The organism is Streptococcus sp. Marseille-P7376 (genome assembly GCF_902460385.1).
Lineage (GTDB): Bacteria > Bacillota > Bacilli > Lactobacillales > Streptococcaceae > Streptococcus > Streptococcus sinensis.
The window spans coordinates 24,567-48,242 of record NZ_CABPTS010000001.1 but is presented as its reverse complement, the minus strand read 5'-3'; the positions used below and the strand labels follow the sequence as shown (position 1 = coordinate 48,242).

The following is a 23,676-nucleotide window of genomic DNA, read 5'->3' as shown; positions in this document are numbered from 1 at the left end:
AGAATCATGAAAAAGAAATATTTTCTTGCTTCTGTCGCTGTCCTAGCTCTCGGATTCGGAACTTATGAGCTCATCCAATGGCAAGCTCAATCCCGACCCCAGACCAAAGATAACCAAGTAGCCTATATTGAGGACAAGACTTCGGGCGACAAGACGGATAAAAATAAAAATTTGACATCTGACCAAATCAATGACGAGGAAAGTATTGAAGCGGAGCAGATTGTCGTGAAAATCACAGATCAGGGCTATGTCACTTCCCACGGAGACCATTATCATTACTTTGATGGCAAGGTGCCTTTCGATGCTATTATCAGTGAAGAGCTGATTATCCGAGATCCTAACTATACATTGCAGGAGGCAGATATTGTCAATGAGGTCAAGGATGGTTATATCATCAAGGTGGAGGGGAAGTATTATCTCTACCTCAAGGATGCCAAACATACCAGCAATGTCCGTTCGGTGGAGGAGATTGCCCAGCAGAAGAAGCTGCATAAGACCAAGGAAGAAGGCGATAGTGGCAAATCCTCCACTACAAAATCAAGCAGGACTCGAGATTTCAGCCAGCCCAGCAAGTCCCTAGCTGCGGGAAAGACAGTCGCAGATCTTGCAGGAGTTTCTTACCAAGGTCAAGGGGGATATAGGACGGATGATGGTTATACTTTCAGTCCCTCTGACGTCATCGAGGATACTGGCGATGCTTTTATCGTGCCGCATGGCGGACATTTTCACTACATCCCGAAGAGCGAGCTGTCGCCAGCAGAATTAGCGGCGGCTCAGAGCTACTGGAATAGTAGACAGGCCGGCGGACGGGTGAATCCGCCTAACTACGCTTCTTCTAATAATTGGAATCAGAATAGTACTAGCAGTCAGGCTGGGGCTGTGTCAAATCCGAGTCCACAGTTGCCAAATCATTCAAAGATTGAGCAGCCAAGTCCTGGCTCAGCGATTACTCAGCCAAGTCCATCCAATCCGCTCCAGCCGTCTCAACCATCTCAGCCCTCCCTCCCTAGTTTGCTGCAGCAACTCTATGCCCTGCCCTTGTCTCAGCGCTATCATGAAGGGGATGGCCTAGTATTTGACCCGCTGAAAATCAGTCGCCGGACAGACAAGGGGGTTGTTATTCCACACGGAGACCACCATCATTTCATTCCTTATGACAAACTGTCAGACTTGGAAGGGCGGATTGCCCGCTTGATTCCTATAGGTTATACCTATCAGCCGCTGGGAGATCCTCTGCAAGCTTTGAAGCCTCAGCTACCGTCTCAGCCTGAGCACGACCATGGTTTTCATGCGGAAGCTGTCATCTCAAAAGATGAGGAAGGTTATGTTGTCCAACATGGAGGTCATGCTCATTACTTCTTTAAAAAGGATTTGACGGCAGATCAAATTGAAGCAGCAGAAGCTAACTTGGCTAAGCAAAAACATTCAAGCCAGTCCAGTCCAGTCAGCGCAGAATATGATCGCTATTCTCGCGATGCCAGTGATGAGGAAAAGATGGTTTATATCTCCAAGACTTATGGTGTTCCGCGCGAAGCGATTAAGATTTCCAAAGGCTTCTTCGTCTTTAACAATCCAGATCAAGCTTATGACCCGACTCATATCCACCCTTATGCTGTCAGAAAAGAGCATGTCCGTATTCCTTTAGAAACTGGGAATCCTGAGCTGGACTTTTTAAATGAGCTCTATACAACGGCTCTGCGTTCAGGTTTGTCGCCTTACAGCATTCAAGTAGAAAATGGTCAGTTTGTTATTCCCCATGGGGACCACAATCATTACATTCGTGTACAGTCTAAAGGTGTTGACTTAGGTCTAAAGAATAAACTGCCAGCCTTACAATCGGCTTATCAAGCCGGTGCTTATAGTGAAAAGCCTGTTTTAGAGAAAGTGGAAGCTCTGCTTACAGCGAGTCGAGCGATTTATGCTGACGATCTGTTGATGCAGCGTCGAATTGAGCTTGCTTTAGGAAACTTTGTAGAAACCATGAAGCAATTGCCAAGTAATTCGACAGCTGGCTATTTGGCTAGTTTGGAGCAGTTTGATAAGCACTATATTCACGTAGATAAGAGCGCTCAAACTGAGAAGCTGACGGAAGTAGATAAAAAATATCAGGAACTGGTCGATAAAATCAAACGTCTGGAAACAGACAGCTACAATGTCAATAAGACTTCCTTGCTCAGTGACTTACAGATGGCAAAGATTGAGAAAAATGAAGTTAAGATAAATGAAATCGATCAACTGCTGACCAGTCTTCAAGATTATCAAGACAGGACAGGGGTAACTTCTGTTGAATATCTAAAGGCCTTCTATCTAGCCGTCGATGATGCACGATTGCAGCCAGAGCTTCGTAAAAAAGTTGCAGACTTAGCTATGAAGCTCTACAAGTCACAAGCCTTTATCGAAGCGGTTGATTTGAAAGCCTTGTTCTTGGATCTCTATCAGACGAAGCTAGAAGTTGATAAAGCTCTTGCTAGTGGTGAGACGGCTCCAGCAAAGGGTAAAACAATTCTAGATACAGAAAAGACTGATGATCAAAACTACAAAACAGCTATCTATGGCTTCTTGAAAGAATTGTACGGTGAATTTGCACCGCAGCCAAAAGTAGAGATTCCGGATGAAACTTTTCAAGCTCTCTTCCAGCAAGGGCAAACGCTTTTAGAAAGAATCAAAGATTCTGCTAGTCAGGAAGATTATAAGAATCAATTAACGGTACTCCAAACTGATTTTCAAGCAGCTAGCAAGGATAGAGAAGCTATTTTAGCAGATGGCAAGATTCTATTGGCTAAGATGGTTGAGACCATCAAAGCTCAGCAAGCAGAAAGCAGTCCGAAAGACCAAGAGCTCTATAAGAAAATCTATGTCCTCCTTATGGCTGCCCATAAGTTGCTTGAGGAACAAAATGCTTCAGATGAAGTATTTACTAAGCTAGAAGCTTTATTTGATAAGCTTGCGGATAACAAGGTCAATAAAGAGGAATTGCTTACAGAAGTTCAGATTTTTATCGAAGGTCTTCAACATCCGGACAAAGCTGAAAAACCAGTCTCTGATGCGGGTAAATCTGAAGAGAAAGATTCCGAAGCAGGGAAATCTGCTGAAACATCTATGGAAGCTGCTTCTGCTAAGGTGTCAAGTGAGACTCAAGCTTCAGCAAGCATCAGTCCCAATCAAGCAGTCTCTGATAGCACTGCTCCAGAATCAAAAGATCAAGGGGGCAATACCGTGCAAGAAAAGTCGGATCAGTCTTCTGTTCAAGATCCTTCAACAAATGAAGTAGCAGGACAATAAGAGGTAGGCAGTTTAATCAATGCTGTCTCTCAGGAAAACTTCTGTGTTCCAGAATGTGTTGGAGTAGGTTCAACAAGGATAAATTTTACTCTGGAAATTGGATCAGAATTAGGAAAATAGAATGAAAAAGCGAACATACTAATTTCGTGGGAGATTAGCTGTGTTCGCTTTTTATATTCATTAAAGTTTATTTTTCTTGATAAGAGACGATGCCGATAATGGTATCGACAGCACGTTCCATTGTTTCTAGGCTGACATATTCGAAGCGACCGTGCATGTTTTCACCACCAGCAAAGAGGTTAGGTGTCGGAATGCCCATAAAGGAAATTTTTGAGCCATCAGTTCCACCACGAATCGGCTCAATAATCGGCTGGATGTCCAGACTTTCCATGACTGCCTTGGCGATATGGATCGGTGTCATGTCCTTTTCAATGATCTGCTTCATGTTGTAATACTGGTCTTTGAGGGTCAAGATGACGCGCTCGCTACCCAGCTCTTGGTTTATCTTATCAGCAATGACCTGCATAGCAGCTTTGCGATTTTCAAAAGCCTCTGTCTCAAAGTCGCGGACAATGTAGCTAGCCTGAGCTTCTTCGACAGTCCCGGTCAGGTTCATCAGGTGGTAGAAGCCTTGGTAGCCCTCAGTCTTCTCTGGTCGGTCGGCTTCTGGTAGCTGGTTGTGGAAGTCAATAGCCAGCTGAAGAGCGTTGACCATTTGGTCTTTGGCAGTTCCTGGATGGACATTGCGGCCTTGGAAGGTCAATTCTGCTCCAGCAGCACTAAAGGTTTCGTACTGGAGTTCTCCTAGAGGGCCACCATCTACTGTGTAGGCAAAGTCTACATCAAAGTCTTCTGCGTCAAACTTATCAGCACCGATACCGATTTCCTCATCTGGTCCAAAGCCAATTCGGATTTCTCCATGTTTGATTTCTGGATGGGCAGACAGGTATTCGATAGCGGTCATGATCTCAGCAATACCGGACTTGTCGTCTGCTCCCAAAAGGGTTGTTCCGTCAGTCGTAATTAAGGTTTGGCCCTTGTATTTATGGAGACTGGCAAAGTCAGCAGGATCTAGGTTAAAGCCGGATTGCCCAAGCGGAATCACACCGCCGTCATAATTCTCAATGACCTGTGGCTGGATGTTTTCTGCGTTGAAATCTGCAGTATCCATGTGAGAAATAAGACCGATTTTGCGCGTGAAACTTGGGTCATTTGCAGGAAGAGTACCGATGGCGTAGCCGTTAGGTAAGTAGTAGACATTTTCCAAGCCGACCCGCTTCATCTCAGGGATGAGGATATTAGTCGCAAAGTCCACTTGACTCTGGGTGCTGGGAGTAGTAGTGGAGGTCTCGTCTGAGCGTGTATTGACTTTAACATAAGTCAGAAAACGGTTTAAAAGATTAGGGTATTTCATAAAAACTCCTCTTTCATTTATTCAAATCTATTTTAGCATAATTGGGGAAAGGTGAGAAATATTTTTTACTGCTGTCGCTTCTAACTAACGTCTTAAAAACCATTTTATATAAGCGTTAAAAAATATGAATTTCACAGGGAAGGCTTTAAAAGATGAAGTCGCAAACTATTTTTCAGTTTTGGAGAGCAGCAGTCCGTTCTGTTTTATTTTTGTTTTTCAATTGTTAAAATGTCTGAATTATTAAATTTGTATTTTCTTCGTAGAGAATGGGATTTTAGGCTATTCAAGTCTTTTTTAAGATGTTAAAATGAAAGAAATTACAAGTAAACCATTGAAAGGCTAGTTTGGTTTTCACAAGGTGATTGAAGAGGAAAGATGATGAAGAAAGCAGTTCTAATGATGACTTTTGGCTCGCCAGAGGAGATTAGCTTTGAGGGAGTGGCTGAATTTTTTACCAATATTCGCCGCGGTGTCAGGCCGCAAGACCATGAGATTCAGACCCTCTATGATAACTATGTCCTCATTGGCGGAACGCCTCTGCAGCGTATCAGTCTAGAAGAGGTGGAAAAGGTCCGTCAGCGTTTATCTGGTGAGTATGCGGTTTATTTTGCCAATAAATTCTCACGTCCTTTTATCCCAGATGTGATTGAGCGGATGGAAGAGGATGGTATTGAGGATTGTATCTGTTTGATCCTAGAGCCGCATTTTTCTTACTATTCTGTTATGGGTTATGAGAAGTTTATCCAGAGTGACTCCATCCGCTTTAATATCATTAAGGAATGGTATCAAGAAGAAGCTATTCTTGATTATTGGGCAGAGGAACTGAGAAAGATTCTTACAGAAGAGGTTGGAGAGGAGACCTTCAAGATTTTCTTCTCAGCCCACAGTGTGCCTATTCTGGCCTTGGATTTCGGAGATCCTTACATTGATCAGATCTATGACAATGCCCGTTTGATTGCTGAAAGGTTAGGTCTGACAGAAGAGGATTATCTCAATGTTTGGCAAAGTGAGAGTGACATCGGACTCCCTTGGATCAAACCTGACGTGCTGGACTACATGCGCCAGCAAGAAACACATCCGCAGCATTATATTTTTGTGCCGATTAGCTTTATCAGTGAGCATATAGAGGTCCTTTTTGACAATGACGTGGAGTGTAAGGAACTTTGCGAAGATCTGGGTGTTGCCTATCATAGACCGCCTATGCCCAATGCAGATGACCGTCTAATTGACGCTCTGATTCAAAGTATCCACCGCCATAAGCATGAACCTTTCAAAGAATGTTTTCCAGAAGAAGAAACATTTGATGAATTGCAGCCGTCGGAGGAGAGCAGTCAGATTCTGGCAGAAGGTGCAGAGCTGAAAATGCCAGATTTTGTCAAGAAATTGATTGAGAAAAAAGGCCGCGAAAATGTTAAAATGCCATACTTTGTCAAGAAAATGCTGGAGAAAGCAGGAAAACTGCCTAAAAGCTGATTATGCATTTTCGTTGCTGACTTTATAACATGATTTCAGAAGGGAAATTCGCGATACTTTGGCACCAAGATTTGATCAGGGAACTGCTTTGCCAGTAGTCTTTGTGCCAGCACTAAGAATATGTAACTTTACATGGAGGAAAGCCGTTGCGATGGCCAATTATGTTTTTGGACATAATCCTTATCGGCTTTATGTTTATCATTTTCTAATTATGGAGGAGATGTAGCGGAGCACTCTGGTTGGATTAGGATCATTGTGTTAAGATCTGTTTACTGCACCGTATCAGCAGCTTTTTGACAGGAGCTAGGCACTCCCATCTTACCAGCCACCTGCAAGTATACTGGAAAATGTGAAAAAAGAAGGGAATAGAGATTTTCTAATCTCGATACTTTTTAGATTGCAACAAAAAAGGCTGAGACACTTTTGTTTCAGCCTCGCTTTGTTCTGATCAACAGTTTCCCAGACTGTTTAATCTAATAAGGTAATAAAAGATAAACTAAGTGATAACAAAATAATGTCTGAAAGATCCTTTTAATCTCAGTCTAGAGGCAAGAGGATGAAGTAAAATTTTAAAAAATTACTTCTGTCCCACCATCTTTTATATCTCATTGATTCAAAATAAACTTTTCAATAGCTGCGGCGACACCGTTCGCATCATTGGTATCTGTCACATAATTGGCTAGTTTTTTAACATAGTTGCTAGAATTGCCCATAGCCACGCCAAGACCTGCAAATTGGATCATTTCAATGTCGTTGTTGGCATCACCAAGTGCCATAATTTCTTGAGGTTCAATCTCTAAGTGTTGAGCTAATTGCTTAAGAGCTGTTGCTTTAGTAGTGCCCTTTGGCATGGCTTCGTAAATGACCGGTTGTGAGCGAACACCGCTGAAACGTTGAGAAATCTGCGAACCAAATTGTTTTTCAAAGGTATCTAACTCATTAGGCTGGGCTAAAAACATAGCTTGAAATATAATATTTTTACTGCTGATAGCTTCTTCGAGACTGATTTCTGTTGGGGTTGTGAAGACAAGGCTAGCATCATAGGTGACTAGGTCGCTTGGTTTTTCGTTAACTACTAAATAGCGTTCTTCGTCAAAAAGAGTCAGTTGGGCAGGAGTTTGCTTGGCGATTCTATCCAGATAAAGCATATCCTCTGCACTTAGCTCTTTCCAATTAACAAGCTTCCAATCCTTTGTTTGATGAGTGGAGCAGCCGTTATTGATAATGACATATTCATTATCTCCACTCAGTCCTAATTGTTCATAATAAGGTTTCACTCCGACTAGAGGGCGACCTGTACAAAGAACCAGCTTTACTCCATGTTCGACAGCTTGATGAATCGCTTGAATATGTGCTTGGGGAATTTCTTTTTGACTATTTAAAAGCGTACCGTCCATGTCTAATGCGATTAGTTTAATCATAGCATTCTCGTTTCTGTAAATGTATTTATTTTTATTATAGCATAAATGAAACGGAATATGGTATGCCTTTTCAGGACTGGTAAAAGTCACCTTTCTTATGTTATAATAAATAGAATACCCGAAAAGGAAGAGAAAAATGAATGTAGATGAATTAAAAAAGCGGCAGGAGCGGATTCGGAATTTCTCCATCATTGCTCACATTGACCACGGTAAGTCAACTTTGGCAGATCGAATTTTGGAAGCGACGGATACTGTATCCAGCCGGGAAATGCAAGCTCAACTTTTAGATAGTATGGATTTGGAAAGGGAGCGGGGCATTACTATTAAGCTCAATGCGATTGAACTTAATTATAGAGCTAAGAACGGTGAAACTTATATTTTTCATTTGATTGATACACCAGGGCATGTGGACTTTACTTATGAAGTATCGCGATCATTGGCAGCCTGTGAAGGGGCTATTCTGGTGGTCGATGCAGCACAAGGTATTGAAGCACAAACTTTAGCCAATGTTTATCTTGCTTTAGATAATGATTTGGAAATCTTACCAGTTATCAATAAAATTGACCTTCCAGCTGCTGATCCAGAGCGAGTTCGAACAGAGATTGAAGATGTCATTGGTTTGGATGCAAGCGAAGCTGTGTTGGCTTCGGCTAAAGCTGGTATCGGAATTGAAGAAATCCTCGAACAGATAGTGGAAAAAGTTCCAGCTCCGACTGGAAATGTTGAAGCACCGCTCAAGGCCTTGATTTTTGACTCAGTCTACGATGCCTATCGTGGGGTAATCCTGCAAGTGCGGGTGATGGACGGTGTGGTCAAGCCAGGAGATAGCATTCAGCTCATGAGTAATGGCAAGACCTTTGATGTAACTGAGGTCGGCATCTTTACGCCCAAGGCCGTTGGTCGTGATTTCTTGGCTACTGGGGATGTTGGTTATATCGCAGCCTCTATCAAGACGGTACAGGATACTCGGGTCGGAGATACAGTGACCTTGGCGGACAATCCAGCTGCAGAGCCACTAGCTGGCTACAAGCAGATGAATCCTATGGTCTTCGCTGGTCTCTATCCTATCGAGTCCAATAAATACAATGACCTGCGTGAGGCTCTCGAAAAACTCCAGCTAAACGATGCCAGTCTGCAGTTTGAACCAGAAACATCACAGGCATTAGGATTTGGTTTCCGTTGTGGATTCCTGGGCTTACTGCACATGGATGTCATTCAGGAGCGTTTGGAGCGTGAGTTTAATATCGATCTGATTATGACGGCGCCATCCGTTATCTATAAGGTCAATATGACAGATGGTACTTCGCTTGATGTGTCCAATCCGAGCGAGTTTCCGGACCCGACCAAGATTGATTCCATTGAGGAGCCTTATGTCAAGGCGCAGATTATGGTGCCACAGGAATTTGTCGGAGCGGTGATGGAGTTGGCTCAACGCAAGCGCGGTGACTTTGTGACCATGGACTATATCGATGATAATCGGGTCAATGTCATTTATCAAATCCCACTTGCTGAAATCGTCTTTGACTTCTTTGACAAGCTCAAGTCCTCTACTCGTGGCTATGCTAGCTTTGACTATGAAATTTCTGAGTATCGCTCGTCCAAGCTGGTGAAGATGGATATTCTCCTCAATGGCGACAAGGTTGATGCTCTCAGCTTTATCGTTCACAAAGAATTTGCCTATGAGCGCGGTAAGCTGATTGTGGACAAGCTCAAGAAAATCATCCCGCGCCAGCAGTTTGAAGTACCAATTCAGGCCGCTATCGGTCAGAAAATCGTGGCTCGGACAGATATCAAGGCCCTGCGTAAGAACGTCTTGGCTAAATGTTATGGTGGTGACGTTTCTCGTAAGCGCAAACTCCTAGAAAAACAAAAAGCTGGTAAAAAACGGATGAAAGCTATCGGATCTGTTGAAGTTCCGCAAGAAGCCTTCCTCAGTGTCTTGAGTATGGATGATGAATAACATCCAGTGGATGTTATTCACCCGATTCAAGAGATAAATTAAATGACAGTTTAAAATCCTAGCAAGCTAGGATTTTTTATGTATCGTGTAAAAATGAGCTAGAACAAGATGGAATGAAACTACTATGATGAACAGAAAAGTTGAAAGAAGGGCTTTTCTCACACAATCAATCCCTTACAAAAGAAAGATATACTAGAAAAATCGCTTGAATTTGTTCAAAACTTTTCGTTTCGAGGCTGTCGGAGATGGTTATATTACGTTGTATAGTGCCTCTGGGATGTGTGAGTTAAAAGTGAAACTTTCTTTTTAAAAAATCTTAAAAAGAAGCAGTCTATCAACTTGAGAATGTTCTAAAACAGTTTGTAACAAAAATACCAGAATCAAGCCAGAGTTGGTAGTTCTGACAAAAATTAAATCTTTAGTCAGGTCCAGAGGGGCTAAAATCGGAAGTGTAGCAATCAAATGGAGATATTATTTTTAACTTCGTATAGATTACACCACAATGACGCTCCTTGTCTTTAGTTATCAGATTAGACAGTAAATGTTTTTTGCAAATGGATAAATATGGTAAAATATAGTTATTGGTACAATTTACTCTTGTGGAAAGGAGTTTTTCTATGAAAAAGAAATGGATTTTATTGCTTATGATGGGCTTAATAGGCTTGACATTGAGTTCCTGTGTATTATTTCCTAGGAAAACGGGGAGAGTTAAGTCGTTTTCAACGAGTGAGACTTTCTCTTTAAGAGGTGATAGCAGCTCAAGCTCCAGTGCGGATGATAGTTTGGTCACTGCAGAAACCAAACGTGTCGGTTCAGATGACTATGGCTACATCAGCATTCCAAAGAACTGGGTTAAGTTTACTGATTTAGGTGGTGGAGACAGTATCCAGTATACAGATGGTTCCGGCTACAACATTGTCAGTATGAATGCCTATACGAAGGAAAAAGCTAATATTGGAGAAGGTGAGGATTTCACGGCCGAGACAATCGCAAATCGCATATATTATAATTGGAGCGAGAATAAAGAGGCTGAGAAATTTTGGGGAGCAAAAACGACTGTTTCAGGAAATGATGCTTATCAAGTAAATGTCAATATGAAATCTGGGCAATACCTCACTAGCTGGATTTTCAAACAAAAGGATAAGATCTATCTCATCTCCTTTGAAGGGGACTCAGATACTCTCGGTAAATTCGTTTATTATATTGAATACACTTGGGATGAAAAGCTAGAAGAGTCAGGAAAATCGAATATCTAAAAATGAAACAGCAGTTTTTATTAAAAGCTGCCGTTTTTTTATTTTATGGTATAATGCTAAGTGTCAAATGCCTATGAATAGAGAGAATGAGAGACCATGCCTCAAGAAATTGACCTTGAAAAGTACCACCAACTAGCCCTGCAAAAGCAGAAAGAACACCGAAAATTTTTAGCCAGTCTCAAGAAAAAGCCACCAAAAAACCTCGATAAGATTGCCCAGCAGATCCATGATGAGGTCTTTGAAGAGATTGACTGTACAGCCTGTGCTAATTGCTGTAAGACTTTAGGGCCAGACTTTAAGGAAGCTGATATTGTCCGTATTGCCAAGTATTTTAAGATGAAGCTGCCGGCTTTTGAAGAGGAATTTCTGCAGGTGGACGAAGACGGCGACAAGGTTTTCAAGGCGATGCCTTGTCCGTTTTTAGGCGGAGATAATCTCTGTTCTATCTATGATGTTCGTCCCAAAGCTTGTCGTGAATTCCCTCATACAGATCGTAAAAAGATCCACCAAATCAACCATCTGACCATTAAAAATACCCTGACCTGTCCAGCGGCTTATCTCTTTGTGGAGAAGCTGCGGGAGAGATTGTAGAAATCCCCTAAATCTTGTACAAAAATTCTGGGGCGAAAGTATCTTAGAACTGCTAGACTATAGTTAGGAGGTAGGCAGAAAAGAATATGATGCATCAATTCAATCGAACCATAGAATATCTGGAAAGTAAGTTGGACGCAGAAGTGGATTTGCAGAAATTCCAGCAGCTATCGGGCTATTCTTATGCTCTCTTTAGCAGGCTCTTTTCCATCCTAGCAGATACGACTTTAGCAGAATATTTGCGCAATCGCAGGCTGTCAGAAGCTGTGACAGACTTGCGGGAAAGCTCTGAGAAAGTTATTGATATAGCACTCAAATACGGCTATGAGTCTGCGGATGCCTTTAGCGCAGCTTTCAAGAAATTCCATGGTGTAACCCCCTCAGAAGTTAGGAATGGAAAACCTTATCGGGTCTTTCCTAGACTTCAATTATCCTTAAAGATTACAGGAGGAAAGAACATGGATATCAAGATTCAAAAAAAACCTGCTTTGACCGTGGCAGGCGTCCTATTGGAAGCTATCGACAATAGCCAGTGCCCATCTGATTGGGAGCAGCTCTATGCAAATCACAGCTTTGAAAGCTTAGAAAGTATGGGCAGTGGCCAATCCTTTGGCCTCTGCTCTGATGTCAAAGAGGGTGAAATCATTAACTACATGGCGGCTTATGATGTGACGGATAAAGCGAAAGCAGAAGCCCTAGGCCTTTCTATCAAGGAAATCCCAGCAGCTGAATATGCCATCGTACCAGTCAAGGGGGCTATACCTGCCAGCATCCACCATGCTTGGAAATATGTTTTGGAAGTCTTCTTCCCAGAAACAGGTTATCGCCACTCAGGAGCACCAGACTTTGAAGTTTACACCGAGGGAGACATGTCCTCGCCAGACTATCAAATGGAACTCTGGATACCTGTGGTGAAATAAAATGGTGATTGCAAGTCATTTTTTAGGTGTCAATTACAGAGGAGGAGATGCTATGCAAATGTATTTTGGGGACGTTTCTCTCTGTTATACATATTCACTTGCAATGGCGCTGCATTCGTATGGTTATGATGTTCGCCCTGAGTTTTTGGAAGCCATTATGGTGATGGGAAATGGTGCTAGTATTATAAAGGAAGATGAAAAGCACCCCTTAGTCTTCTTGGATAATGGGATGCCAGATAGTTCTATCAGCCATTCTTTAAACATTCTGGGCTTTACATATGATGAATACTATATAAAGGATTCAAATGCTGTGAATCATATCTCTATCAGAGAGAGCTTAAGTAAGTTCTTGCTCAGCGGACCAGTTGTTCTTGGCCCTTTGGACATGGGGTATCTGACTTATAATCCCAATCATATTCATTTGTATGGGGTGGACCATTTTGTTTCAGTTTATGATCTAGATGATGAGTTTATCTATTTCCATGATCCAGCAGGTTTTGCTTGTATGAAAATGACTTTCTCAGAATTTTCGAATGCCTGGGAAGCTAAAAATATCGACTATAAAAGAGGTTCTTTCTCCATGTGGGGAAACTTCCAAAAAATCAAATCTCCAACTTCCAAAGAGATTTACCAGAAAACATCTATACTGATGAAGCAACGATATGAGCACGGCGAGGAGAATGTGATAGCAAGATATGCCAAGTCGGTAGCGGACAATAGCTTGAATGAAGAACAAAAACATCTTCATCAATACTTTAGCTTCAAATTAGCTTCTATCAGAAATCTATACATGAGCAACTTCTTAAAAGACCACGATACGGTCAGATCTGAAATAAAAGAAAATTTAGCAAGATTATTCAGCCAAGCTCATCTATTTTGTATCAAGGAAGATTATCAGAAACTGTCAGAAGTCTTGTATGATATTGCAGCGTTAGATAATAAATTTAGAGATTTGTGTATTCACTATAAAGAAGAGTAGAAGAAGTTAGAAAAACGAAGATGCTGTTTGGGAAATAAAAGAATGTAATGCAGCAGGATCAAAACCAGAGTCACCAGACTATCAAATAAATCTCTGGATACCAGTGGTGAAATAGATTAGAAATCAGCCGTTTATTTTTGAGCGGCTGGTTTTTTATGTATTGTGGTATAATGAAGCTACTACAGTTACAGAAAGGATTTCGATTTTGTCATACAAATTTCTACTTTTTGAAATCAATAGTGATTAGCTGATACAACTAAATGATTAAAAAGCCTTGAAATAGCGTGGTTTCAGGGCTTTTTCTCGCATCTTAGAGGTTAATCAAGACTTTTCTAAATAGTAGTTTGGTAGAGCAGGAGCTAGTTTTCGATTGAAAATGAATAATCGTTTGGATAGTATCAAATCGTTAGAATGTAGGAGATACATTACCACTGACTTACCAGACGGAATGTGTGTTTCCATGCTCCTAAAAGCCCAGAAACCTTTGAACGAAAGGGGATAAGAAAAGCGATACTCTTTGTAGGGACTTCGGTAATATTATAAGAACAGCAACCTGATGAGGTTTGTTGTTTTTTAGTACCTTTAATGGTATAATAAATCAGAAAATAATTGTAGGAGTAACCATAATGGCCAGAGCAGATGTTGAGTGTAGATTGAAAAAGATATCTATAGAAGATGATGGAGTTTTATGCTACAATGGGAAGCAGTTTTTAACTGAAAATAGACTACCAGCTTTTCAAAATATAGAGTTTAAGCGGGTTTTATCTAATGGTGCGAACGGTATCACTTTCATTGTATTTCATAAGTATTTAAAAATTGAACAATTGGTTAAACTATACTTTATCACAGATGATAAATTTGAATTCAAAGCAATTGAGGAAACTAAGAAAAACAGCAATGTGAAACTTGGAGATACTATTGCAAGGGTATACGATAGTGGTAAATTGATTTTTCCAGTACCCGTATATTATTCGATAATGGAATTAGTAGAAAACTCTATAACATTAAAGGATTATTTGAAGGCCAGAGCAAGTCTTATATCAGTGTTACAAGAGATATCCCCATCTAGTAAGGAACTGAACAAAGACTCCGTATTTGATTTTATTCTTCAAGAGGGATTGAATCTGTGCATTTATTTCTTGAGAGATATTTCGTATTTGATAAAGTATAAGATTAGGCATGGAGATTTGAATCCAGGGAATATTATGATTGGAGGTTCAATATTAACTGAACATCTTATTAGATTACTTGATGAATATAACAAAATCAAGAAAAATAAAGAAAGTGATCCAGTTGAGTTTGAGAAAATCAAAAAGGAAATATTATTTTATAAAAAGAATTGCTTTCAAAAAATATCTGTCGGTGAAATCAGGCAAGATAGTTTACAGGTTAAATTAATCGATTTAGGTACTAGTCATGTAAATCCAAGTACTGTTAAAAAAACTAATCAGAGGGATTCATGGTTTATTTTCTCTACAATTCGAAAGATTTTATCACCGATATTTGATGAGTTGTCAATTGATTTTCATGATTATTTTTATTTGAAACAAGTTGGTGAAAGCCATGTGAAAAAATTAGAATATAATTTCAAACTAGAAGAGTATTCTGAATTAAGGGACTACTATGAATCTAATCTGTATCCTTTTGTTCAATTTCATGTTGAAAATGGTAAATTGGATTTATCAACTCTTTCTGTTGATGAAAAATCTAGTATTATACAGCAATGGAGCACTCACAATTCATTTTCTGATGAGTTAGATGTACTAATTCAAGAGTATACGAATAGTCCTCTATCAACAGTTTCAAAGGTTGATGATATAATTATTAAAATGTTAATCGAAGAAGGAGAAATTTTCAACAATTTACAAATCCTACCTCATAAATTGCAATTTAAACTGGTTTCGAAGGAATTGATGTTTGAGAGTAGTACTCAATATAATGGACAGATTCCTTATCAAATGTTAAGTTATGAAATGTTCAAGTTTGTAGCGGTTACGAACTTACTACTTGGCTTAATATTTCATCAAGGAAACTTTGATTCGTTAGGAGTCCAATCTAATCCAATTTATAGAGATCTAGCAAGTATTATTAATTATAATAATGTATCTTCAGTTGAAGATGTTTCACATAGATTTTTTATTTCAGATATTTTTGATTATAAATTTTATGAAACAGGTAGTATACTTTTAAATTTAAATGAAGATAAGAAGCTATGGTCTAACAATATTTTAATTGATTTCGATTCGTACATTAATGATTTTATACAAGCTGTTGAATTAGTCAAATAGTATGAAACCAACTTTTTTAAGACTATATTTCGACGTAGTATAGAAAAACTCTTATCACATGTGGAGTGTTAGTCTGCTCGTAAAAGTTTATTAACACTTGAACAAAATGGATTATGAAAAGTCTTGATACCAAGGCTTTTTGTCGTATAGGTTGTAAGTATCAGGGTAAAGACCAAAGGTGAGTGTCTAGGTCTGATAGTATAGTCACAGGGAGATTTATTCCCTTTTACACATGGGGTATGCTTTTGTTTCCATTGACAAGGGAAATATGTAAACGAACGTATCCTGATAAGTTCTTCAACCATAGTAGAGCAGTTTTTAGAACAATTTTTGATACAATATTCATTCTATGATATACTTTACTAAATATTGTAGGATACGAGGAGGCTAGATATGTTAAATTGGAATAGCGACGGTCAATATTATGATGTTACTGTGTTTCCGAGTGTGGATTATTCGGTTTTAAATGAGCCGAAATTTGAAGGTGACTCTTTACGGAAAGTGGTATTAAGAAAGATTCCCCTAAAAAATTATTTTGTAAACGTATTGCAGAATGTATTGCATGATACTAGACCTAAGATTGATGGTAAAGACCGTGGACACTTAATTGCAGATAGTTTTCAAAATTACCTACTCACTCAGCCCGAAATTGATGAACATCAAAGTGATGTAAATCAATTTTTTGGAAAAGGAAATAATGTGAATATAAGGGCACAGTCTCCTGAGTCAAATAGAAATTCAACAAAACTTGCTGGTCAATTAAGGTTTGAACAACTTGTCATCGATTACTTAAAAAAATCAAGCAAGGGTGAAGTGTATTTCGAAATTGAAGAGACTACCATTGATGAAATATTCGGTCGTCGCATCTTTATCAAATTCTTAAACTCTGATGAGAGTGATATTCACGTTTTTATTCCAGAGGAGAGATAATAGTGTTTTACTAATCTTTTAAAGTATCCATGATTAAAGGCATGAGGAGCTATCTCACGCTTGTTACAGTCTTCTGGTAACTGTACTTCTTAGTTAGCTTACTTTCTGTAAGTTCCTCAACGTCAAAGATGAAGTAGTGGTCACGGTTATCTTTAGCGTTCTCTTTATTGAGCTTGAAGTAGTTCTTTCGTGACTTGTGCATGGTAAGCATAATGTCATCTGTTAAAAAAGTACAAAGGAGATGCATTACTTCAAAAGACATTTGTGACGGATTTCCTGACTAAATCAAGCAAAGTCAATGAAGGGGAGTTACCCCAGTACTATGTTGAGAATAATCATGAAGCCATCATTGCAAAAGAAGTTTTTGAATTAGTACAAGCTGAGTTAAAAAAACAAACTTACAGGAAAAGTTCTAAGGCTGTTTTTTCAGGAAAACTTATATGTGAATCATGTGGATCAGCTTTCGGTAGTAAGGTTTGGCATTCGAATACAAAGTATCGACGTGTGATTTATTGTTGTAATCATAAATATGATGGGGAGAAAAAGTGTAGCACTCCACACGTCACTGAAGCTGAAGTCAAAGAGTGGTTTATTCAAGCATTGAATAAACTTATAACTAATAAACAGGAAATCATTAATAATATGAATGCCTTGCTTAACATAGAGAAGGAACCAGAAGATTAGATAGAGAGATTCTGATACTTGAAAAGAAACTAAATGCATTGGAGAGTGAGGTTGAACAATTCATTAGAAGTAACACCATAAAAGTTCAAGAGCAAACAAGCTTTCAAGAAAATTATCAGCATCTATGTGAACTGTACAATACATCAAAGGCGAACCTTGAGAAACTAACAGCTGAAAAGAATGATAAACAAAGTCGAGTGATGAAGCTCTCTAATTTTGTTAGTTCCCTCTTTCGGCAAGAAGAGCTTATAAATGAGTTTAATGAAAAAAATTGGCATACATTTCTCAAGCAAGTCTTCATCACAGACAATAAAACTGCAATCTTTACTTTCAAAAGTGGGCAGGAAATAGAATTATGATAGTAGTCAACTAGAGAGGTGACTGCTATTTTTATGGTATAATGTAAACATATTTGGACAAAATGTTAAATTTTGCCCCCCTAGAAAGGAAACTTCCCAAATTGTATTACAAATTTCTACTATTCGACCTTGATCACACGCTATTAGATTTTGATACGGCAGAAGACATCGCGCTGACTCAGTTTTTGGAGGAGCAGGGCGTGACGGAGATTCAGACCTACAAAGATTATTATATTCCCATGAACAAGGGGCTTTGGCGGGATCTGGAGCAGGGTAAAATCACCAAGCCAGAGCTGGTCAATACGCGCTTTTCTCGTCTTTTTGCTCATTTTGGCATTGAGAAAGATGGCGCCGAGTTAGCCCTTCTCTATCAGCAGCATATTGCTCAGCAAGGACAAACATATGCTGGTGCTAGCGAGCTTTTGGACAGTCTGACAGCAGCTGACTATGAGATTTACGGAGCGACCAATGGCATCACGGCTATTCAGACCGGCCGCATGGCCAATTCCGATATTTCTCCTTATTTTAATCATATTTTTATCTCGGAAAAGATGGGGACTCAGAAGCCTGAAGTTTTATTTTATGAAAAAATAGCAGAGCAGATACCAGATTTTGATCTGTCTCAGGCTTTGATGATTGGAGATTCCTTGACAGCAGATATTGCTGGCGCCAATAATGCAGGACTGGACTCTCTCTGGTACAATCCCAAGCGGTTGGTAAATGAAAGTCTTGCTCAACCGACTTATACCGCTTCCTCTTATGAAGAAATTAAAAAATTGCTGATTTGAAAAAATTTTTAACTCTGTCAAGAAAAAAACTTGACAGCTGTTTTTAATCTGCTATAATAGAACATGTGCTTAATAGCTCGGCTATTTCACCGAAATAAAAAATAAGAAAAGAGATATTTTAAAAATGGCAGTAAAAATCCGTTTGACTCGTATGGGTTCTAAGAAAAAACCTTTCTACCGTATCAATGTTGCAGACTCACGTTCACCTCGTGACGGACGTTTCATCGAAACAGTTGGAACTTACAACCCACTTGTAGCTGAAAACCAAGTGACTTTGAAAGAAGATCGCGTTCTTGCATGGTTGGCTGATGGAGCTCAACCTTCAGATACAGTTCGCAACATCCTTTCAAAAGAAGGCGTATTGAAGAAATTCCACGATTCAAAATACTCTAAATAATAGAAGTGCAGGTTGATATATGGACACGATTGAAAATCTCATTATTGCGATAGTGAAACCTTTGATTTCACAGCCAGATGCCTTAACTATCAAGATTGAAGATACACCTGAGTTTTTAGAGTATCATCTTGATCTTGATCCAAGTGATGTTGGACGTGTAATCGGTCGTAAGGGGCGTACTATCTCCGCTATAAGGACGATTGTTTACTCTGTCCCAACCGAGTACAAAAAAGTACGCATCGTCATTGATGAAAAGTAAAAGCAACGAATTTTCGTTGCTTTTTTAAGTGGGCAAAAGAGGATCTTCACTTATTGTTACTGTTGATAAAAGTTTTTTAAAAGCTGCTTCATATAGAGCAGCTTTTTAATCTAATTCGTTGCGATTTCATTTAATAAATCGTCAGCAGTGGTTGTTGGATTGATGCGAACACGATTGAGTGAGAGTAGACCATCAGCAAGTGAAGCAAGGCCGTGATTGGTTGTTACGCCCATCTTATAGCCGAGGCTTTCAGCTATTTGCAGAGTAGTATCGCTGTAGCGTCCGGATGGATAGGCAACAGTTGTGGTGTTTTGTGAGAGATTGTTATCCAAAAAGGCTTTTGAATCTCGTAATTCAGTGGTTTGCTGATCAGCTGATGTAGCAGAAAGGTCAGGGTGGTTGACAGTATGATCCTCAAAAGACATGCCTTGTGCTTTCATCTCTTTCATCTCTTCCAGAGTCAACATATCCTCTCGACCTGCTTCGACAAATCCAGTGATGACATTGTTGGTGGCCTTCATCTGGTACTTTTGAAGCAGCGGGAAGGCATTGGTGTAAAAGTCTTTTAAACTATCATCAAATGTCAGCCAGACTACTTTTTTATTTTCAGGCAGGACATTTTCTGTCAAGACCTTGTAGGCTTCATCGGGAGTTAAAGTATAATACCCAGCTTCTTTCAGAGCTTGCAAGTGGCTTTCAAAAGTGCTTGGATCTACAATTAAACCTGCATTTGTAGCCTCAGAGGGATCCATCACATGGATAGCATGATACATTAAAATTGGAATTTTGACTGGCTGATCCTGCTTTACCCATTTTACGGTTGAAGCCTTGCTCGAATCATCTTCATTTGTGACATTAGAAGCAGGTGTAGAGGTGGATTGCACTGTCTGACTACCTTCAGTGGTCTGTTTGTTGAAGGAGAATTTGGTATTCCAAAGATAAAATCCTCCTATGACCAAAACGAGGAGTAAGAAGAGGTTGAATATAGCTAAAAAGATAGCTCTTTTCTTAGCTTTGCGTCTTTGCATGCGATTTCCAGTGTGTTTACCTGCCATAATATCTCCTTCTAATCTTATGAACTTTTAAATTTTTACCTATATTATAACAAAACTACAAATAGATTTGTAGGCATTTCTATATAATTTTGTTATAATATTTTTTATATAAGAAATATTCAAGGAGTTCTTCATGTCTGTTAAAATTGCTTTACTTGGTTTTGGAACGGTTGCCAGCGGTGTTCCTTTCTTACTGAAAGAAAACGGAGAAAAGATTGTTCAGGCTGCCCATTCAGAGATTGAGGTAGCTAAGGTCCTAGTTAAGGATGATGCTGAAAAGGAACGTCTATTAGCTGCTGGGAATGATTTCAACTTTGTGACCAATGTGGATGAAATCTTAAATGACGACGAGATTGCTATTGTAGTGGAGCTGATGGGGCGGATTGAGCCAGCTAAAACCTTTATTACACGTGCGCTTGAGGCAGGTAAGAATGTGGTAACTGCCAATAAAGATTTACTGGCGGTTCATGGTTCGGAATTGTTAGATATTGCTCAGAAAAATGGCGTTGCTCTTTATTATGAAGCTGCTGTTGCAGGCGGTATTCCAATTTTGCGTACACTGGTCAATTCACTGGCATCTGATAAGATTACTCGCGTTCTGGGGGTAGTCAATGGAACTTCTAACTTCATGATGACCAAGATGGTAGAAGAAGGCTGGTCATACGAAGCTGCCCTTGCAGAAGCACAACGTCTAGGATTTGCTGAAAGTGATCCGACCAACGACGTTGATGGAATCGACGCAGCTTATAAAATGGTCATTCTCAGCCAATTTGCTTTCGGCATGAATATCAAGTTTGAAGATGTTGGCCACCAAGGCATTCGCAATATCACGCCTGAAGATGTCGCAGTTGCTCAGGAATTGGGCTATGTGGTTAAATTAGTCGGGTCTATCGAGGAAACACCATCCGGAATTGCTGCTGAGGTGACACCTACTTTCTTGCCTAAAGCACATCCCCTAGCTAGCGTAAATGGCGTAATGAATGCGGTCTTTGTCGAGTCAATCGGTATTGGAGAGTCTATGTATTATGGTCCAGGTGCGGGTCAGAAACCAACTGCTACCAGTGTTGTTGCAGATATCGTCCGTATTGTCCGCCGTCTAAACGAAGACACTGTCGGCAAAGCCTTCAATGAATTTAGTCGTGAGCTAGTTCTGGCTAAGCCTGAGGATGTGAAGAGCAGCTATTATTTCTCTATTTTGGCTCCAGATGCTAGAGGTCAAGTCTTGCATTTGGCTGAAATTTTCAATGCTGAGGAAGTATCATTTAAGCAGATTCTTCAAGAAAGCAGCGATGGCGAAACAGCTCGTGTGGTGATTATCACACACGCTGTTAGCAAAACTCAGCTAGAAAATGTAGTGGCTAAGTTGCGTGAGGTACCAGAGTTTGAATTGCTCAATACCTTTAAAGTATTAGGAGAATAAGATGAAAATTATTGTACCAGCAACTAGTGCCAATATTGGGCCTGGCTTTGACTCAGTTGGTGTCGCTGTCTCCAAATATTTGGAAATTGAAGTCTTGGAGGAGAGTCAGGAGTGGGTCATTGAGCATGACATCAATCCTAGAATCCCAACTGATAAACGTAATTTACTAATTAAGATTGCCCTGCAATTAGCCCCAGACCTTCATCCTCGCCGTCTGAAAATGACCAGTGACATTCCTTTGGCGCGTGGTCTTGGATCGTCCAGCTCCGTTATCGTTGCAGGAATTGAACTGGCCAATCAACTAGCAAATCTGAACTTATCTGATCATGAGAAGCTTAAGATTGCGACAAAAATCGAAGGTCATCCTGATAATGTTGCTCCTGCAATCTACGGGAACCTCGTGGTTGCCAGTTCCTTCCACAATCAGGTCTCAGCAGTTGTATCAGACTTTCCAGAGGCTAGCTTTATCGCTTTCATCCCTGATTATGAGTTAAGAACAGTTGAAAGCCGCCGTGTCTTGCCAAACCGTCTGTCTTATAAGGAAGCAGTTGCAGCGAGCTCCATAGCAAATGTGGCCATTGCAGCACTTTTAAAGGGAGATATGAAAACAGCTGGTCGTGCCATTGAATCAGATCGATTTCATGAAAGGTACCGTCAGCCGCTCATCAAAGAGTTTTCTGATATCAAGTTTTTAGCCAGAAAACAGGGCGCTTTTGCGACCTATATCTCTGGAGCTGGACCGACTGTTATGGTCTTATCTCCGCGAAATAAAGCTGAGCAGATTTACAAACTAATCAAGGAACAAGGTTTTGACGGTCAGGTTTTCCAGCTGCAAGTGGATACTCAAGGTGTACGTGTAGAAGAGTAAAAGCGATCTAGAGAATATTCATAGATTTTGTTGCTGTAATAGCTGACAAATTTTAACATTGAGAGAGAAGGCAGCTTCTCTCTTTTTTATAGTTCAATATGACTCATTTAAGTCCTTAACAAAGCTTTTATATGATAGTGTTCATTGAATATTTCATAGTCTATTAATATTTGACAAAGGTGTTTTTTTAGACTACACTTAGGTTGAAAACGTTTTTCTTATACTATTATTTAGAAAGGATGTTGAAAATGGCGAAATTAGATAATAAGGTAGCTTTAATCACAGGAGCTGCTGCTGGACTTGGAAAAGGGATTGCCCTTGTTTATGCTAAATATGGAGCGAAATGTTGCTTGATTGATCTTGATTCAATAGAGCTGGAAAAAACTGCTCAAGAACTTCGAGATTCTTATCAGGCAGAGGTCATTACTTTTGTCGGAGATGTATCGAAAAAAGAAGATATGGAAGCAGCGGTGAGAAAGATAGTGGAGCAATTCGGTTCTTTGGATATTGCATGTTGCAATGCCGGTGTTTGTCAGTTGGCTCCGTTTGAGGAAATGAGTGACCAAATGAGAGATTTCCATATTGATGTGAATATTAAGGGTGTTTGGAATACCTGTCAAGCTGTTATCCAACCTATGCTCAGACAAGGAAAAGGTGCGATTGTTATTGCTTCTTCAGTGACAGGAGACATTGTAGCTGATGCCGGAGAAGCGGCCTATGCTATGACTAAGGCAGCTCTTGTCGGTTTGACAAAATCCTTGGCTGTTGAATATGCTGATCGTAATATTCGGGTCAATTGCACTCAGCTCGGCTATGCTCGTACACCTATGGTGGAAAAGATGGCAAAAGAGTCAAATCCTGACGATCCAGAAAGTGTTATCAATGACATTGCCCGTGGTGTACCAATGAAACGTCTGGCAAAACCAAACGAGGTTGGTGAACTTTTTGCATTTCTAGGAAGCGATGAATCCTCTTATTTAACAGGTTCTCAAGTTGTTATTGATGGAGGTAGTACTTTGCCGGAAACCATGAGTATGGGGACAAATTAGAAAATTAAGAATTTGTATTTATGAAGGTAGCTTTAGCAGACGAAGGGTTATCAATCAAAAAATTCAAAAGGTGTTGGAATTGTTACTGCGGTTTCGATACCTTTTATTTTGTACAGAGGAAAGCGATAACCTAAATCCTGAGCATCCATGATTATGATTTCTTACTACTACAGAGTTGATGTTAAACAAATAACCCCCTTGTCCAGATAGTTACAGTAGAAAGCGGTGGACCCCCCAAGGATGAAATCAACAGACTAATGACCAATCAGGGAGGTTTCCAGTG

Annotated in this window: 19 protein-coding genes and 1 pseudogene; 16 read left to right on the top strand and 4 right to left on the bottom strand. The window is 39.9% G+C overall.

Annotated elements, in window-relative coordinates; translation table 11 throughout:
* Positions 1-6 precede the first annotated feature (6 nt).
* Positions 7-3,282 (top strand): pneumococcal-type histidine triad protein, encoded by a 3,276-nt coding sequence (locus tag FZ952_RS00230; RefSeq protein WP_148880158.1) that lies wholly within the window; start codon positions 7-9, stop codon positions 3,280-3,282.
* Between the two features lie 187 nt (positions 3,283-3,469).
* Here FZ952_RS00230 and pepT read toward each other — a convergent pair whose 3' ends face one another.
* The gene (pepT, locus tag FZ952_RS00225; RefSeq protein ID WP_148880157.1) at positions 3,470-4,696 is read right to left on the bottom strand and encodes a peptidase T; all 1,227 of its coding nucleotides are present in this window, start codon (positions 4,694-4,696) and stop codon (positions 3,470-3,472) included.
* A gap of 378 nt (positions 4,697-5,074) precedes the next feature.
* Between pepT and hemH the strand changes: the two genes are divergently transcribed.
* Positions 5,075-6,169 carry a ferrochelatase gene (hemH, locus tag FZ952_RS00220; protein WP_187423844.1) on the top strand — a complete coding sequence of 365 codons (1,095 nt, stop codon included), beginning with the start codon at positions 5,075-5,077 and terminating at the stop codon, positions 6,167-6,169.
* Positions 6,170-6,774: 605 nt separating this feature from the next.
* Here the strand turns inward: hemH and FZ952_RS00215 are convergent.
* Entirely contained in the window at positions 6,775-7,590 is an 816-nt protein-coding gene (locus tag FZ952_RS00215; RefSeq protein ID WP_062199252.1) for a Cof-type HAD-IIB family hydrolase, read from the bottom strand.
* 136 nt (positions 7,591-7,726) lie between these two features.
* On the opposite strand from FZ952_RS00215, the gene lepA reads away from it, so the two are divergent.
* The 7 genes from lepA to FZ952_RS00175 all read left to right on the top strand — a co-directional run bounded on the left by lepA (position 7,727) and on the right by FZ952_RS00175 (position 16,514).
* Complete coding sequence (gene lepA / locus FZ952_RS00210; RefSeq protein WP_148880155.1) at positions 7,727-9,550, top strand: translation elongation factor 4; 1,824 nt, start codon at positions 7,727-7,729, stop codon at positions 9,548-9,550.
* Between the two features lie 617 nt (positions 9,551-10,167).
* Complete coding sequence (locus FZ952_RS00205; RefSeq protein WP_148880154.1) at positions 10,168-10,806, top strand: hypothetical protein; 639 nt, start codon at positions 10,168-10,170, stop codon at positions 10,804-10,806.
* Between the two features lie 96 nt (positions 10,807-10,902).
* Positions 10,903-11,397 carry a YkgJ family cysteine cluster protein gene (locus tag FZ952_RS00200; protein ID WP_148880153.1) on the top strand — a complete coding sequence of 165 codons (495 nt, stop codon included), beginning with the start codon at positions 10,903-10,905 and terminating at the stop codon, positions 11,395-11,397.
* An 86-nt stretch (positions 11,398-11,483) separates the two neighbouring features.
* Positions 11,484-12,317, top strand: a complete 834-nt coding sequence (locus FZ952_RS00195) for an AraC family transcriptional regulator (RefSeq protein ID WP_148880152.1) — start codon at positions 11,484-11,486, stop codon at positions 12,315-12,317.
* 52 nt (positions 12,318-12,369) lie between these two features.
* Entirely contained in the window at positions 12,370-13,296 is a 927-nt protein-coding gene (locus FZ952_RS00190; protein WP_148880151.1) for a DNA repair protein RadC, read from the top strand.
* A 626-nt stretch (positions 13,297-13,922) separates the two neighbouring features.
* Positions 13,923-15,584 (top strand): hypothetical protein, encoded by a 1,662-nt coding sequence (locus FZ952_RS00180; RefSeq protein ID WP_148880150.1) that lies wholly within the window; start codon positions 13,923-13,925, stop codon positions 15,582-15,584.
* Between the two features lie 393 nt (positions 15,585-15,977).
* On the top strand, positions 15,978-16,514 hold the full coding sequence (locus tag FZ952_RS00175) for a hypothetical protein (RefSeq protein ID WP_148880149.1): 537 nt from the start codon (positions 15,978-15,980) through the stop codon (positions 16,512-16,514).
* A gap of 49 nt (positions 16,515-16,563) precedes the next feature.
* Here FZ952_RS00175 and FZ952_RS00170 read toward each other — a convergent pair.
* Positions 16,564-16,746: pseudogene (locus FZ952_RS00170) on the bottom strand (DUF5960 family protein); the annotation flags it as partial.
* A gap of 32 nt (positions 16,747-16,778) precedes the next feature.
* Between FZ952_RS00170 and FZ952_RS00165 the strand changes: the two are divergent.
* From FZ952_RS00165 to kphA, 4 genes are all read left to right on the top strand, one after another.
* The gene (locus tag FZ952_RS00165) at positions 16,779-17,198 is read left to right on the top strand and encodes a recombinase zinc beta ribbon domain-containing protein (RefSeq protein ID WP_148880148.1); all 420 of its coding nucleotides are present in this window, start codon (positions 16,779-16,781) and stop codon (positions 17,196-17,198) included.
* A gap of 460 nt (positions 17,199-17,658) precedes the next feature.
* The gene (locus tag FZ952_RS00160; protein WP_148880147.1) at positions 17,659-18,345 is read left to right on the top strand and encodes a YjjG family noncanonical pyrimidine nucleotidase; all 687 of its coding nucleotides are present in this window, start codon (positions 17,659-17,661) and stop codon (positions 18,343-18,345) included.
* Positions 18,346-18,469: 124 nt separating this feature from the next.
* Positions 18,470-18,742 (top strand): 30S ribosomal protein S16, encoded by a 273-nt coding sequence (gene rpsP / locus FZ952_RS00155; protein ID WP_062199236.1) that lies wholly within the window; start codon positions 18,470-18,472, stop codon positions 18,740-18,742.
* Positions 18,743-18,761: 19 nt separating this feature from the next.
* A complete protein-coding gene (gene kphA, locus FZ952_RS00150) occupies positions 18,762-19,001 on the top strand; it encodes an RNA-binding protein KphA (protein WP_005590445.1) in 240 nt (79 codons plus the stop codon).
* Positions 19,002-19,111: 110 nt separating this feature from the next.
* Here the strand turns inward: kphA and FZ952_RS00145 are convergent, their stop codons facing one another.
* Positions 19,112-20,056 (bottom strand): polysaccharide deacetylase family protein, encoded by a 945-nt coding sequence (locus tag FZ952_RS00145; protein ID WP_148880146.1) that lies wholly within the window; start codon positions 20,054-20,056, stop codon positions 19,112-19,114.
* A gap of 133 nt (positions 20,057-20,189) precedes the next feature.
* On the opposite strand from FZ952_RS00145, the gene FZ952_RS00140 reads away from it, so the two are divergent.
* The 3 genes from FZ952_RS00140 (at position 20,190) to ucpA (ending at position 23,393) form a co-directional block, all read left to right on the top strand.
* Positions 20,190-21,476 (top strand): homoserine dehydrogenase, encoded by a 1,287-nt coding sequence (locus tag FZ952_RS00140; RefSeq protein ID WP_148880145.1) that lies wholly within the window; start codon positions 20,190-20,192, stop codon positions 21,474-21,476.
* Position 21,477: 1 nt separating this feature from the next.
* Positions 21,478-22,344 carry a homoserine kinase gene (gene thrB, locus FZ952_RS00135; RefSeq protein WP_062199231.1) on the top strand — a complete coding sequence of 289 codons (867 nt, stop codon included), beginning with the start codon at positions 21,478-21,480 and terminating at the stop codon, positions 22,342-22,344.
* Between the two features lie 248 nt (positions 22,345-22,592).
* Positions 22,593-23,393, top strand: coding sequence for an SDR family oxidoreductase UcpA (gene ucpA / locus FZ952_RS00130; protein WP_148880144.1), 801 nt, complete (start codon positions 22,593-22,595; stop codon positions 23,391-23,393).
* Positions 23,394-23,676: the final 283 nt, after the last annotated feature.